We start from the raw sequence: 12,533 nt of genomic DNA on the forward strand, positions 1-12,533 counted from the left end.
CTAGGCAGCCCCTACGACAATCTGCCGGGGTGCGCGGTCAGGCGCCCGGCTCGCCGACGTGCAGATCCGGCTCCCAGTCGTAGACGACGGCGGTCCGCAGCAGAATGTCCTGCAGCGACCGGCGCCGGCCGTCGACAGCCGCCCACAGCAACCCGAACCCGAACATCACGCACAGCACCGCGCGGAGAAGGGCGCGCAGCCAGCCGATCAGTTCACCGTTGCGGCTGACCACCCGCAGCCCCATGATCACGGCGCCGACGGTGCGGCCGCTCACCGCCCAGCACGCGGTCAGGTACAGCACGGCCACGCCGATGAACATGCTGACGGAGAGCAGGGCACTGGCGTCGGGAAACGTGAACTCCTGCGGGGAGAACAGCAACCGCACGAACAGTGCGCCCACGTAGATTCCGCCCATCACGGCCATGACGATCGCCAGATCGATGCCGCAGGCCAGACCCCGGGTGACGATCCCGGCGGCGCGATGCGCCGGGGCGCTCATGCATCGTCCGGTTCGTGCCCGCGCCCGAACAACTTGCCGACGAACCCGGCGACGGCGTCGTCGGCCTGCATGCCCTGGGTGCGCACCCCGCGGACCGCCTCGTTGGACATCGAGTCGGTCGATTCACGGATGATGCGCGGGAGGTCGACGCCCTCGATCACGGTGTCGGCGAGCACGACCAGGTCGACGCGTCCGATGACGGAATCCACATCGACGCGGTCGACGATCGCATCCACGTCGACCCGCGCGGCGACGGCGTCGATGTCGACGCGATCGAGGATCTGCGGAATGTCGACCCGGGCGGCGATCGCGTCCACGTCCACCCGGTCGATGATCCGCTGGATGTCGATTCCCTCGGCGACGACGTCGAGGTCGACGTGATCACGCACGATCGTCGTGAGGTCCACCTCCTGAAGAGCGACCTGCACGACCTTCCGCAGCACCGCGTGCAGCACCCGGTCCGCGAGTTCGTCGGCGCCGCGGAGTGTCTCGGTGCCGCGTTCCTCGAGGGTGACCAGAACGGGGTCGACTCCCGGCAGGCGTCGCGCCGTGTCGATGCCGAATCCGATCACGCGCTGCAGCGCGCCGCCGGCGGTCGCGGCGGCGCCGACCGCGAGGTGCAGCGGATCGGGGGCTCTCCTGCCGTCCATATTCGCTATCCAAGCCGGTCGACGCCGGGGCCGCACGGGTTCCCGCGAACTGGGTCACCCGCGAGGAGCGCCGGGGCCGTGCACGATTCGCGGGGCGGGCTGTCCGGACGCCCGCTGAGGGGCCCAGCCGGCGAGTTCGGTGAGCATCTCGGCGACCCGATCCGAGCACAGTGCGGGATCCGGGGCCGGTCCCAACCCGAGCGCCTCGACCACCAGAACGTTGCCCTGCGAGAGTCCGTGGACCCCGAGCGACCACCCGAAGTGACGGTTCCAGGCCAGGACCGCCTTCCGGCCGCGGTAGTAGGGGATCTCGCTGGAAAGGGTCACAACCACGTCGAACGCTGGGGTGAACCACCAGTCGACCGACAGGGCCTCCACCATCGTCGCGACGGAACCGACGTACTCACCGACATTCGCCGAGCTGGTGGCCCGGACCTGGCTGATGCTCATCTACAACCCACTCTCGACGTTCGCAGAAACCGAGCGGAAGAAGCCGGACGGCAGGTTCACACTCGAGTCATTCGTCACGAACCGCCGGGGGGACGGGTTCCGGTCCGGAAGGGCCGGAGGGTCGCGACGTGGCTTCCACTCCATCGTCGGGCTGCGCCGACCACCCGGGTAGGCACCCTGGGGTGGGGATGACACCACCCCGGCGGGCCCGTCGGCTAACGGATTCCGGTGCCGTACCGACAAGAGCAACGTACGGACCCGAAGGAGTAGTCGATGACCCACAGGTTCCTCACGATTCTCGACGTCGCGGCCGCCCTCGCCGCGACGGTGGTCACCGTCAGCGCCGCACCCGCCCAGGCCGAACCCACGGCCGACTGTCACACCGCCACCACGCCCACGTCCGGCACCTCGCACTGCACGGCGCAGGACGTGCCCGCCGGCAGCACCGCCGTGCACATCGGGACGGTCGAGTGCTTCGGCCTGACGCCGCGGGCGATTCCCGGCCCCGGCGGTGTGTCGCACATTCCCTGGATCCAGGGCTACCGCCGCGACGGCGTGTGGGTTCCGGCCGGGACACCGTCCACCGGATCGTGCGTCGCCGGTTACGGCGCCCCGTGGTGGGAGGTCGGCGTCTCGACGGGCGCCTACACGACCTGCGGACTGCAAGAAGGGATCGTCACGTACGTCAGCGTCGCCTGCAATCCGATCCGCCCCCAGTAGGCACCGGTACGGCCAACGAAACGAGGCCACGAACTCCGTGGAGTTCGTGGCCTCGTTGTCGCGATTCCGAAGAATCGCCTGTGGTGGGCGAAGGGGGACTTGAACCCCCACGTCCCGAAGGACACTGGCACCTGAAGCCAGCGCGTCTGCCATTCCGCCACTCGCCCGAGCGACCCGGAAACATTAACACGAGGTCGCCAGAAATCACGATTCGTACAGGTCAGGACCCGAAACGACGACAAAAACACCCGTCCAGGCAAAGACCGATATCATGCAAGGGCGTAGACCCGCGTCATGGCTCGAGGCAATGACAGTACCGTGGGATCCACGCACGGCAGTGGCGCGACACGGACGTGTCTTGTCACGGCTGCCGCGCACCGAGGACAGAAGGCCCGACCGACAGGCACCGTGAGGAGGTTCCGATGGGGATAGTTCAACGTTTCGAGCGGAAGCTCCAGGGAGCCGTGGGTGACGCGTTCGCCCGGGTCTTCGGCGGTGGTGTGGTGCCGCAGGAGGTGGAGGCCGCGCTTCAGCAGGAAGCCTCCGACCGGATCCAGCAACTGGACGGTGGGCACCTGCTCGCGCCGAACAGCTATGTCATCGCCATCAACAACTCGGACCACGAAGAACTTGCCGCCGACCGCGAGTTGACGGTCAAGGCCTTCGCCCGACACCTCGAAGACTTCATTCGCGACCAGGGCTGGCAGACGTATGGTCCCATTCATGTCGCGTTCGAACCGTCGCCGTCACTGCACACCGGGCAGTTCCGCACCCGGGGTTCGGTGGATCCGGACGCCGGCCGCCAGGGTGCGGCCACGCCGGGGCGACCCGAACCGCCACGCGGTCCCGCACCGCGACCACAGGCACCGTTTGTACCCGTCACGTCGAATCCAGGAGCTGGCCCCATGACGCAGAACTCAGGCTACGACCCCAGCCGCGAACCAGCGGGCAACCGCAATCCCGACCCGCAGTACGCGCGCAACGGTCATGCCCATGCGGGTCAGGACCAGCGGTACCCGCAGGGCTACCAGAACGGTTACGACCGCGGCGGCTACCAGCAGGGCGGCTACGACCAGCAGCAGTACCCCGACGACCAGCGCGGCGGGTACCCCCAGGATCAGGCCTACGGTCAGGCATACGACCAGGGCGCGCAGGCCCCCGGTTACGAGCAGCCCGCGGACGCCGGTTACGACTACCAGCAGGGCGGCTACCAGCAGGACTACCAGGGCGGCTACGACCAGCAGGCTCCCGCGCGCTACCCGGACGGCTCCTACGCCGACGCCGGCTACCAGCAGCCGCAGGGCTACGACCAGGGTTACGACCGCGGCGGCTACCAGCAGGGTGGCTACGACCAGCAGCAGTACGACCAGCAGGGGTACGCCGACTACGACCAGGGCGGCTACGGCCAGCAGGCGTACGCACCGGACGGGCACACGTTCACGGCGACCCTGCAGCTCGAGGACGGCAGCGGACGCCACTTCCAGCTGCGTGAGGGCAACAACATCATCGGCCGCGGCCAGGAGGCACAGTTCCGCCTGCCCGACACCGGTGTGTCGCGCCGCCACATCGACATTCGCTGGGACGGTCAGGTGGCGATGCTGTCCGACCTGGGCTCGACCAACGGCACCACCGTCAACGGTGCGCCGGTGCAGGACTGGCAGCTGGCCGACGGAGACATCATCCGGGCGGGTCATTCGGAGATCCTGGTCCGAATCCTCTGAGGCTCCACCGAGTTGGGACCCCGAAGACACATCGCCGAGACCCGAACCCGAACTCCCTCGCCGAGACACAACCGAGACGGCTTCGATACTGGACCGACATCGCGTCGGAGCCCGTGTCGGACGTAACACGGTGGGGACTCCGTATCGTTGTGGGCTGTCCGTATCCTGATCGCAGGGTGCGGGTTGCCCCTATGATGCTGCGAGAAAAAGACGCCGGAATCTCGACTGTTCCGGCCACAGAAGGAGGTGGACTGCCGTGCAAGGTTTGATTCTGCAACTCACACGAGCAGGTTTCCTGCTCCTGCTGTGGCTGTTCGTCTGGACCGTCCTGCGGGCGTTGCGTGGCGACATCTACGCCGGCTCCGGCGTCCGTGTGCCGCCCCGATATTCGCGCAGCGGCAATGTTCTGCCGTCGCTGGGGAAGACGAAGACGGCCAAGTATCTGGTGGTGACGCAGGGCGGCCTCGCCGGCACGCGCATCACTCTCGGCACTCAGCCCGTCCTCATCGGCCGGGCCGACGACTCCACGCTCGTCCTCACCGACGACTACGCATCCACCCGCCACGCTCGGCTCTCCCCGCGAGGCGCCGACTGGTACGTCGAAGACCTCGGCTCGACCAACGGCACGTACCTGGATCGCGCCAAGGTCACCACATCTGTCCGCGTGCCGCTCGGTACCCCCGTACGGGTCGGCAAAACGGTAATCGAGTTGCGCCCGTGACCCTCGTACTCCGCTATGCCGCCCGCAGCGATCGTGGCCTCGTCCGTTCCAACAACGAAGATTCGGTGTACGCCGGGGCCCGCCTGCTGGCGCTCGCGGACGGCATGGGCGGTCACGCGGCCGGTGAGGTCGCGTCGCAGTTGATGATCGCGGCCCTCGCGCATCTCGACGACGACGAGCCCGGCGAAGACCTGCTCGGCAAGCTGGAGGCCGCCACCCGCGAGGGCAACGACACCATCGCCGATCACGTCGAGGAAGACCCCGAACTCGACGGCATGGGCACCACGCTCACCGCAATCCTGTTCTCCGGCAACAAGCTCGGGCTGGTCCACATCGGCGACTCCCGCGCCTACCTGCTCCGCGACGACTCCCTCGCACAGATCACCCGGGACGACACGTTCGTGCAGTCGCTGGTCGACGAGGGCCGGATCACCGCCGAGCAGGCGCACACCCACCCGCAGCGCTCGCTCATCATGCGCGCCCTCACCGGCAACGAGATCGAACCGACGCTGACGGTCCGCGAGGCCCGCGCCGGCGACCGCTATCTGCTGTGCTCCGACGGACTGTCGGACGTGGTCAGCGACGAGACCATCGAGAACACGATGCGGGAGGGCTCGCAGGACGAGTGCGCCGACCGGCTCATCGAACTCGCCCTGCGCAGCGGCGGCCCGGACAACGTGACGGTCGTCGTCGCCGACGTCATCGACCTCGACTACGGGCAGAGTCATCCCATCGTGGCCGGTGCCGCCTCCGCCGACGACGAGGAGGACGCGCCGCCACCCAACACGGCTGCGGGACGTGCCGCGGCGATGCGTCCGCCGCGTGCGACGCCGAAGCGGGTGGTCCCGCAGGTCGAGGAACCGCCGACGAAGAAGAAGCGTCACCGCATGTGGTGGGCTGCGCTCGCGCTCGGTCTGATCGTCGTGGTCGCCGTCGCTGCCTTCGTGGGGCGGGCTCTGGTCCGCAACAACTACTACGTCGGCGCCGACGGCGAACGCGTCACCGTGCTGCGCGGAGTTCCCGGTTCGGTGCTCGGTTACTCGCTGCAGGAGGCGAACCTGGTCGGCTGTGTCAGCGACTCCGGCGACCTGACGTTGATGTCGCCCACCGAGGCACCGAACGGGTGCACCATCCTCGAGGTCGACGACCTCCAGCCGTCCGCCCGTGAACAGGTGCGTGCCGGGCTGCCCTCGGGCAAGCTCGACGACGTCCGCAACCAGATGACGCGGCTCGCGCAGAACGATCTGCTTCCGGTCTGCGAGTCGGAGTCGGCCACCACGACGACGACCACCCCGGCACCGAGTCCAGTTCCGACGCCGGCACCCGCGCCCGTCCCGGAGACCACGGCGCCCGCGCCCGCACCCGCTCCCGCTCCCCCGGCAGCGTTGCCGGCACCGGAGACACCTGCACCCCAGACCCCGACCGCCACCCCGGCGCCGACCGTGACCCAGGTTCCCGGTCAGAACTGCAGGACGGCTAGCTGATGTCGGTCGCAAGTGCATCACCGGGGGCGCAGTTTCCCAGTCCACCCGGCGGGTTCGCGCCAGCCCCCGTGCAGTCGACGCGCCGGGGCACCGAGCTGATCCTGATCGGTTTCGCGATCCTGATCACCACGATCTCGCTGGTGCTGGTGGAGGCCAGCCAGGAACAGAGCATCACCTGGGACCTCGCCAAGTACGCCGCCGCCTACTCGGCGCTGTTCCTGATCGCGCATCTCGCGGTGCGCCGGTTCGCGCCGTACGCCGACCCCCTGATCCTGCCGATCGTCGCGCTGCTCAACGGACTCGGCCTGGTGCTGATCCACCGGCTCGACCTCGCCGACGCACAGTCCGCCGCCTACTTCGGGCTGCCCGTCCCGTCGCCGGACGCCAACCAGCAGGTGCTGTGGACGACGCTGGCCATCGCCGGTTTCGTGGCCGTGCTGGTGCTGCTCAAGGACTACCGCCTCCTCGCCCGCTACAGCTACACCCTGGGCCTCGCCGGACTGGTGTTCCTCGCCATCCCGGCGATCCTGCCGTCGAGCTTCTCCGAGGTGAACGGCGCGAAGATCTGGATCCGCCTCCCCGGCTTCAGCATTCAGCCCGGCGAGTTCGCGAAGATCCTTCTGATCATCTTCTTCGCCTCCGTCCTCGTCGCGAAGCGCGACCTGTTCACCACCGCGGGCAAGCACGTGTTCGGCATCGACCTTCCCCGCGCCCGCGACCTCGGGCCCATCCTCGTCGCGTGGATGGTGTCGGTGGGTGTGCTGGTGCTGGAGAAGGACCTCGGCACGTCGCTGCTGCTGTTCAGCACCGTGCTCGTGATGCTCTACATCGCCACCGAACGCGTCGGATGGCTGCTCATCGGTGTCGGACTGCTCGGCATCGGTTTCTTCTTCGCGTACCAGTTGTTCGGCCACGTCCGGGTCCGGGTCAGCACCTGGCTCGACCCGCTGGCCGACTACAACAACACCGGCTACCAGATCTCGCAGTCGCTGTTCGGGCTCGCGACCGGTGGCGTCGCGGGGACGGGGCTCGGCAGCGGCAGGCCCGCCCAGGTGCCGTTCGCGAAGACCGACTTCATCGTCGCGACGATCGGCGAGGAACTCGGACTCATCGGTCTCGCCGCCGTCCTGATGCTGTTCCTGATCCTCGTCATCCGCGGCCTGCGCACCGCACTCGCCGTCCGCGACAGCTTCGGCAAGCTCCTCGCCGCCGGTCTGTCGTTCACGATCGCGGTGCAGGTGTTCGTGGTGGTCGGCGGCGTCACCAAACTGATCCCCCTCACCGGTCTGACCACGCCGTTCATGTCGTACGGTGGGTCGTCCCTGCTCGCCAACTACCTCCTGCTCGCGATCCTCATCAAGATCTCCGACGCTGCCCGTGAGCCGGCCGTCCCGAAGAAGAAGGGCCCCGCACCCATCGCCGACGCCCCGACCGAGATGGTGCCGCGCTCATGAACACACCGCTGCGTCGTGTCGCGATCGCCGTCATGGTGATGGTGGTCGCCCTCCTCGCCAACGCCACCTACGTCCAGGTCATCAAGGCGGACAACCTGCGGGCCGATCCGCGGAACTCGCGCGTGCTGCTCGACGAGTACTCGCGTCAGCGCGGCCAGATCTCGGCCGCCGGGCAGGTGCTCGCGGCATCCGTGCCGACCGACGACCGCTACAAGTACCTGCGCACCTACCCGCCGAACCCGGCGGCGCCGTCGAGCCCGCTGGCCAACGCACCGGTCACCGGTTTCTACTCCATGCAATACGGCAGCACCGGACTCGAGCGGTCCGAGGACCCGGTCCTCAACGGTTCCGACAACCGGCTGTTCGGGCGTCGCTTCTTCGACCTCGTGTCCGGACGCGACCCGCGCGGCGGCAACGTGGTGAGCACCATCAACCCGGTGATGCAGCAGGTGGCGTACGACGAGCTGACCGCGAAGGGCTACACCGGTTCGGTCGTGGCGATCGAGCCGAGCACCGGACGCATCCTCACGATGGTGAGCACCCCGAGCTACGACCCCAACTCGCTCGCCAGCCACGACGGCACCGAGACGACGCAGGCGTGGGAGGCCCTGAACGCCGACCCGGAGAAGCCGCTGATCAACCGCGCGGTGTCGCAGACGTACCCGCCCGGTTCCACGTTCAAGGTGGTGGTCACCGCCGCCGCGCTTGCCGCCGGAACCACCCCCGACACCCAGCTGACCGCGGCCCCGCAGATCACCCTTCCCGGCACGTCGACGACGCTCGAGAACTACAACGGCTCCACCTGTGGCGGCGCACCCACCGCGTCGCTGCGGGAGGCGTTCGCGCGGTCCTGCAACACGGCGTTCGTCGAACTCGGTATCAAGACCGGAACCGACGCCGTCGGCGACCAGGCCAGCGCACTCGGCATCGGCGGGCAGATGCCCGGCGTCCCGTTCCCTGTCGCCGACAGCACCATCGGGTCGATCCCCGACGACGCCGCGCTCGGCCAGAGCAGCATCGGCCAGCGTGACGTGGCGCTCACCCCGCTGCAGAACGCGATGATCGCGGCTACCGTCGCCAACGGTGGAGTGCGCATGCAACCACAGCTGGTGTCGGAACTGCAGGGCCCGGACCTGTCCAACCTCGCGACCACCAACCCGGTGTCCGAAGGCCAGGCGATGTCGTCCCAGGTGGCGGCTACCCTGACCGAGCTGATGATCGGTTCCGAGAACAACACCAGCGGCGAGGGCAAGATCCCGGGCGTCCAGATCGCGTCCAAGACGGGCACCGCCGAGCACGGAACCGACCCACGGAACACCCCGCCCCACGCCTGGTACATCGGATTCGCACCCGCCCAGAACCCGACCGTGGCCATCGCGGTCATCGTCGAGGACGGCGGAGATCGTGCACTGGCCGCAACCGGCGGCTCGGTGGCTGCACCTATCGGCCGTGCCGTCATCGCAGCCGGACTACAAGGGGGCTGATTGTGGCACTGAACAACGGCGCGCTGATCGCCAATCGATACCGCCTGATCCGGCTCATCGCCACGGGCGGAATGGGACAGGTCTGGGAAGCGACCGACAACCGGCTCAACCGTCGTGTCGCGGTGAAGGTTCTGAAGTCCGAGTTCTCTTCCGACCCGGAGTTCGTCGAACGGTTCCGCTTCGAGGCGCGCACCACCGCGCAGCTGAACCATTCCGGCATCGCCGGGATCTACGACTACGGCGAGGTCCGCGACGCCACTGGCGACTCCACCGCCTACCTGGTGATGGAACTCGTCAACGGTGAGCCGCTCAACGCCGTCCTCGCGCGGGTGGGCCGTCTCGCGGTGCCGCACGCACTGGACATGCTCGAGCAGACCGGGCGGGCGCTGCAGGTGGCGCACGACGCCGGAGTCGTGCACCGCGACGTGAAACCGGGCAACATCCTGATCACCCCCACCGGTCAGGTGAAGATCACCGACTTCGGCATCGCCAAGGCCGTGGAGAACTCGCCGGTCACGCGCACCGGCATGGTGATGGGCACCGCCCAGTACATCGCCCCCGAGCAGGCGCTCGGCCAGGACGCGACCGCGGCCAGCGACGTGTACTCTCTCGGCATCGTCGGCTACGAAGCGCTGTCGGGACGGCGCCCGTTCATCGGCGACGGGGCCATCACGGTGGCGATGAAGCACGTGCAGGAGGCGCCGGCACCGTTGCCGAACGACCTGCCGCCGAACATCCGCGAGCTCATCGACATCACGATCGCGAAGGATCCGAGCACCCGCTACGCCAGCGGCGGAGAGTTCGCCGACGCGGTCGCGGCGGTCCGGGCCGGCAGGCGGCCTCCGCCGCCGGGTGTGTCGGGCACGGGGGCGGCGCGGGTGCTGCGCCCGCCGATGACCGGTGCGACCCAGATGATGCCGCCTTCGCAGACCGCGTACGCGGGACCGGTCACCGGGCAGGTGCCGCCGGACGACGCGAACGGTGACGGCAAGAAAGGCGGGTTGACCAGCGGCCAGAAGGCCGTGGCCTGGGGTGCAGGTGGTTTGATCCTGCTGGCGGCGATCATCGCGCTCGCACTCGTCCTGTTCGACGGTGGTGACACGAAGGACCCGACGTCGCCTGCGATCACATCCTCGCTGCGGACGATCACGACGACACCGCGGCCGACGACCACGACGACGACCGAGGAAGAGACGTACACCACCGAGCCGACGTACACGACGACGACCACCCCGCCGCCGCCGCCGACCACGACGACCACCACCCAGCCGCCGACCACGACGACGACAGAGCCGACGACGACTACCACCACGACCACCACCGCACCCACGACGACGACCACGACGACCACGTCGGAGGAGTCAACTACTCCGACCCCACAAGGACAGCCATGACGACACCGCGCAACCTCTCCTCACGCTACGAGCTGGGTGAGATTCTCGGCTTCGGTGGCATGTCCGAGGTCCACCTCGCCCGGGACGTCCGGCTCAGCCGCGATGTCGCGATCAAGGTCCTGCGTGCCGACCTGGCCCGCGACCCCACGTTCTACCTGCGGTTCCGCCGCGAGGCGCAGAACGCGGCGGCGCTGAACCATCCGGCGATCGTGGCCGTCTACGACACCGGCGAGGCGGAAACCGACGCGGGACCGCTGCCGTACATCGTGATGGAGTACGTCGACGGCGACACGTTACGGGACATCGTGCGCGGCGAGGGCCCGATGGCGCCGCGCCGGGCGATGGAAGTCATTTCGGACGTGTGCGCGGCGCTCGACTTCAGCCACCGCAACGGCATCGTGCACCGTGACGTGAAGCCCGCCAACGTGATGATCAACCGTGCGGGCGCGGTGAAGGTGATGGACTTCGGCATCGCGCGGGCGATCTCCGACGCGTCCAGCCCCATGACGCAGACGGCCGCCGTCATCGGCACCGCCCAGTACCTCTCGCCCGAGCAGGCGCGCGGCGAGCAGGTCGACGCCCGGTCGGACGTGTACTCGCTCGGTTGCGTGCTGTTCGAGATCCTCACCGGCGAACCCCCGTTCAAGGGTGATTCCCCGGTCGCGGTCGCCTACCAGCACGTGCGGGAGGACCCGCAGACGCCGTCCGTGGTCAACCCGGACATTCCGCGCGAGCTCGACTCGGTGATCCTCAAGGCGATGAGCAAGAACCCCGCCAACCGCTACCAGACCGCCGCGGACATGCGCAGCGACCTGGTCCGGGTTCTCGGCGGGCAGCGCCCCAGCGCGCCGATGGTCATGAGCGACGAGGACCGCACCACGATCCTCGGTGCCGTCGACTCCGGCGCCGGAAACTACCGGCGTCCGCAGACCGCCACCCAGGCGACGGCGACGAAGACGGACGGCGGCGAACCCGACAAGAAGAAGAACCCGATGCGGCTGGCACTGATGGCGCTGGGCGCCCTCATCGTCGTCGGCATCGTCGGCGCGTTCCTGTGGTCCGTGGGCCCGGGCTCGAAGGCTGATCAGGTGACCATGCCGGACGTCACGAACCAGGCGGCCGACGACGCCGAGACCACGCTGCAGAACCTCGGCTTCCGCGTCTCCCGGCAGCAGAAACCCGACGCCGTCGTGGCGACCGGCAACGTCATCACCACCCGGCCCGTCGGCGGCGTGCAGGTGGACGAGGGCAGCACGATCACCCTCGAGGTGTCGTCGGGCCCCGAACAGGTGAAGGTCCCGCGGCTCGCGGGTCTGACCCAGCAGGAAGCCCAGCAGGAACTGAACGCGGTCGGTCTGCGGCTCGACACCGCCGTCGCCCGCGCACCGTCCGACGCCTCCGACGTCGACAAGGTGATCCAGCAGAACCCGTCCTCCGGCGCGAGCATCTCCCTCGACTCCGAGGTCGCCGTCACGCTGGGCACCGGACCCGAGCAGATCCGCATCCCCGACGTCACCGGCCAGAAGGTCGAGGTCGCGCAGGCGAACATCGAGGGCGCCGGCTTCAAGGTGCAGATCCAGAACATCGATTCCGGTGTGCCCAAGGGGCAGGTCGTCTCCACCGATCCCGTCGGCGGCTCCACCGCCGCCAAGGGCGACACCATCCAGATCCGGGTGTCGAACGGCAACAACATCGAGATGCCCGACCTGACGGGCAAGACGGTGTCGCAGGCACTCGCAGAGCTGCGCAGCGCCGGCTGGAGCGGGTCGTCGGCCTCGCTGAATCAGACGCAGACGTCCACGCTGGACCCGGAGATGGTCGGCAAGATCATCAGCCAGGAACAGCCGCCGGGATCGGAAATCACCAAGAACGCTGTCGTCTCGGTCGGTGTCGGCGCGCTCGGCATCCCGCGGTAGGCGGCTCCGCCGCCCGTGCGCCTTTCTGGTAGCTACAGCA

Annotated in this window: 11 protein-coding genes and 1 tRNA gene; 8 read left to right on the plus strand and 4 right to left on the minus strand. The window is 68.6% G+C overall.

Translation table 11 applies throughout. The annotated features are described in order from the left end of the window. Positions 1-37: 37 nt before the first annotated feature. Genes AC1DWT_RS08835 through AC1DWT_RS08845 form a run of 3 tightly spaced genes read right to left on the minus strand, consistent with a single transcriptional unit; the run spans position 38 to position 1,599 of the window. A complete protein-coding gene (locus AC1DWT_RS08835; RefSeq protein ID WP_072942794.1) occupies positions 38-499 on the minus strand; it encodes an RDD family protein in 462 nt (153 codons plus the stop codon). Further along, a complete protein-coding gene (locus tag AC1DWT_RS08840; protein ID WP_095865471.1) occupies positions 496-1,149 on the minus strand; it encodes a hypothetical protein in 654 nt (217 codons plus the stop codon). Before AC1DWT_RS08840 ends, AC1DWT_RS08835 begins: the two co-directional genes overlap by 4 nt. A 54-nt stretch (positions 1,150-1,203) precedes the next feature. Then, positions 1,204-1,599, minus strand: coding sequence for a DUF6292 family protein (locus AC1DWT_RS08845; protein WP_072942790.1), 396 nt, complete (start codon positions 1,597-1,599; stop codon positions 1,204-1,206). Positions 1,600-1,872: 273 nt separating this feature from the next. Here AC1DWT_RS08845 and AC1DWT_RS08850 point away from each other — a divergent pair, with 273 nt between their 5' ends. Next, entirely contained in the window at positions 1,873-2,319 is a 447-nt protein-coding gene (locus tag AC1DWT_RS08850; protein ID WP_206014159.1) for a hypothetical protein, read from the plus strand. Between the two features lie 81 nt (positions 2,320-2,400). Here AC1DWT_RS08850 and AC1DWT_RS08855 read toward each other — a convergent pair. After that, positions 2,401-2,486: transfer RNA gene (locus tag AC1DWT_RS08855), tRNA-Leu, on the minus strand. A 255-nt stretch (positions 2,487-2,741) separates the two neighbouring features. Between AC1DWT_RS08855 and AC1DWT_RS08860 the strand changes: the two genes are divergently transcribed. The 7 genes from AC1DWT_RS08860 (at position 2,742) to pknB (ending at position 12,493) form a co-directional block, all read left to right on the plus strand. After that, complete coding sequence (locus tag AC1DWT_RS08860) at positions 2,742-4,040, plus strand: DUF3662 and FHA domain-containing protein (protein WP_072942786.1); 1,299 nt, start codon at positions 2,742-2,744, stop codon at positions 4,038-4,040. Positions 4,041-4,296: 256 nt separating this feature from the next. Beyond that, positions 4,297-4,761: an FHA domain-containing protein FhaB/FipA gene (locus AC1DWT_RS08865; protein WP_005249074.1), complete on the plus strand. Its 465-nt coding sequence runs from the start codon at positions 4,297-4,299 to the stop codon at positions 4,759-4,761. Then, positions 4,758-6,245 carry a PP2C family protein-serine/threonine phosphatase gene (locus AC1DWT_RS08870; protein WP_072942784.1) on the plus strand — a complete coding sequence of 496 codons (1,488 nt, stop codon included), beginning with the start codon at positions 4,758-4,760 and terminating at the stop codon, positions 6,243-6,245. The genes AC1DWT_RS08865 and AC1DWT_RS08870 overlap by 4 nt, the downstream gene beginning before the upstream one ends. Then, entirely contained in the window at positions 6,245-7,699 is a 1,455-nt protein-coding gene (locus AC1DWT_RS08875; protein ID WP_009476773.1) for an FtsW/RodA/SpoVE family cell cycle protein, read from the plus strand. The genes AC1DWT_RS08870 and AC1DWT_RS08875 overlap by 1 nt, the downstream gene beginning before the upstream one ends. Next, positions 7,696-9,183 carry a penicillin-binding transpeptidase domain-containing protein gene (locus AC1DWT_RS08880; protein ID WP_095865469.1) on the plus strand — a complete coding sequence of 496 codons (1,488 nt, stop codon included), beginning with the start codon at positions 7,696-7,698 and terminating at the stop codon, positions 9,181-9,183. Before AC1DWT_RS08875 ends, AC1DWT_RS08880 begins: the two co-directional genes overlap by 4 nt. Positions 9,184-9,185: 2 nt before the next feature. Beyond that, the gene (locus AC1DWT_RS08885; protein ID WP_095865468.1) at positions 9,186-10,577 is read left to right on the plus strand and encodes a serine/threonine-protein kinase; all 1,392 of its coding nucleotides are present in this window, start codon (positions 9,186-9,188) and stop codon (positions 10,575-10,577) included. Next, a complete protein-coding gene (gene pknB, locus AC1DWT_RS08890) occupies positions 10,574-12,493 on the plus strand; it encodes a Stk1 family PASTA domain-containing Ser/Thr kinase (protein WP_206014157.1) in 1,920 nt (639 codons plus the stop codon). Before AC1DWT_RS08885 ends, pknB begins: the two co-directional genes overlap by 4 nt. Positions 12,494-12,533 lie beyond the last annotated feature (40 nt).

The organism is Rhodococcus sp. P4_B6, assembly GCF_056402215.1.

Bases quoted from the DNA above. Each gene is read 5' to 3' on its own strand.
- AC1DWT_RS08835 (WP_072942794.1), bottom strand. From the start codon at position 499: ATGAGCGCCCCGGCGCATCGCGCCGCCGGGATCGTCACCCGGGGTCTG.
- AC1DWT_RS08840 (WP_095865471.1), bottom strand. From the start codon at position 1,149: ATGGACGGCAGGAGAGCCCCCGATCCGCTGCACCTCGCGGTCGGCGCC.
- AC1DWT_RS08845 (WP_072942790.1), bottom strand. From the start codon at position 1,599: ATGAGCATCAGCCAGGTCCGGGCCACCAGCTCGGCGAATGTCGGTGAG.
- AC1DWT_RS08850 (WP_206014159.1), top strand. From the start codon at position 1,873: ATGACCCACAGGTTCCTCACGATTCTCGACGTCGCGGCCGCCCTCGCC.
- AC1DWT_RS08860 (WP_072942786.1), top strand. From the start codon at position 2,742: ATGGGGATAGTTCAACGTTTCGAGCGGAAGCTCCAGGGAGCCGTGGGT.
- AC1DWT_RS08875 (WP_009476773.1), top strand. From the start codon at position 6,245: ATGTCGGTCGCAAGTGCATCACCGGGGGCGCAGTTTCCCAGTCCACCC.
- AC1DWT_RS08880 (WP_095865469.1), top strand. From the start codon at position 7,696: ATGAACACACCGCTGCGTCGTGTCGCGATCGCCGTCATGGTGATGGTG.
- pknB (WP_206014157.1), top strand. From the start codon at position 10,574: ATGACGACACCGCGCAACCTCTCCTCACGCTACGAGCTGGGTGAGATT.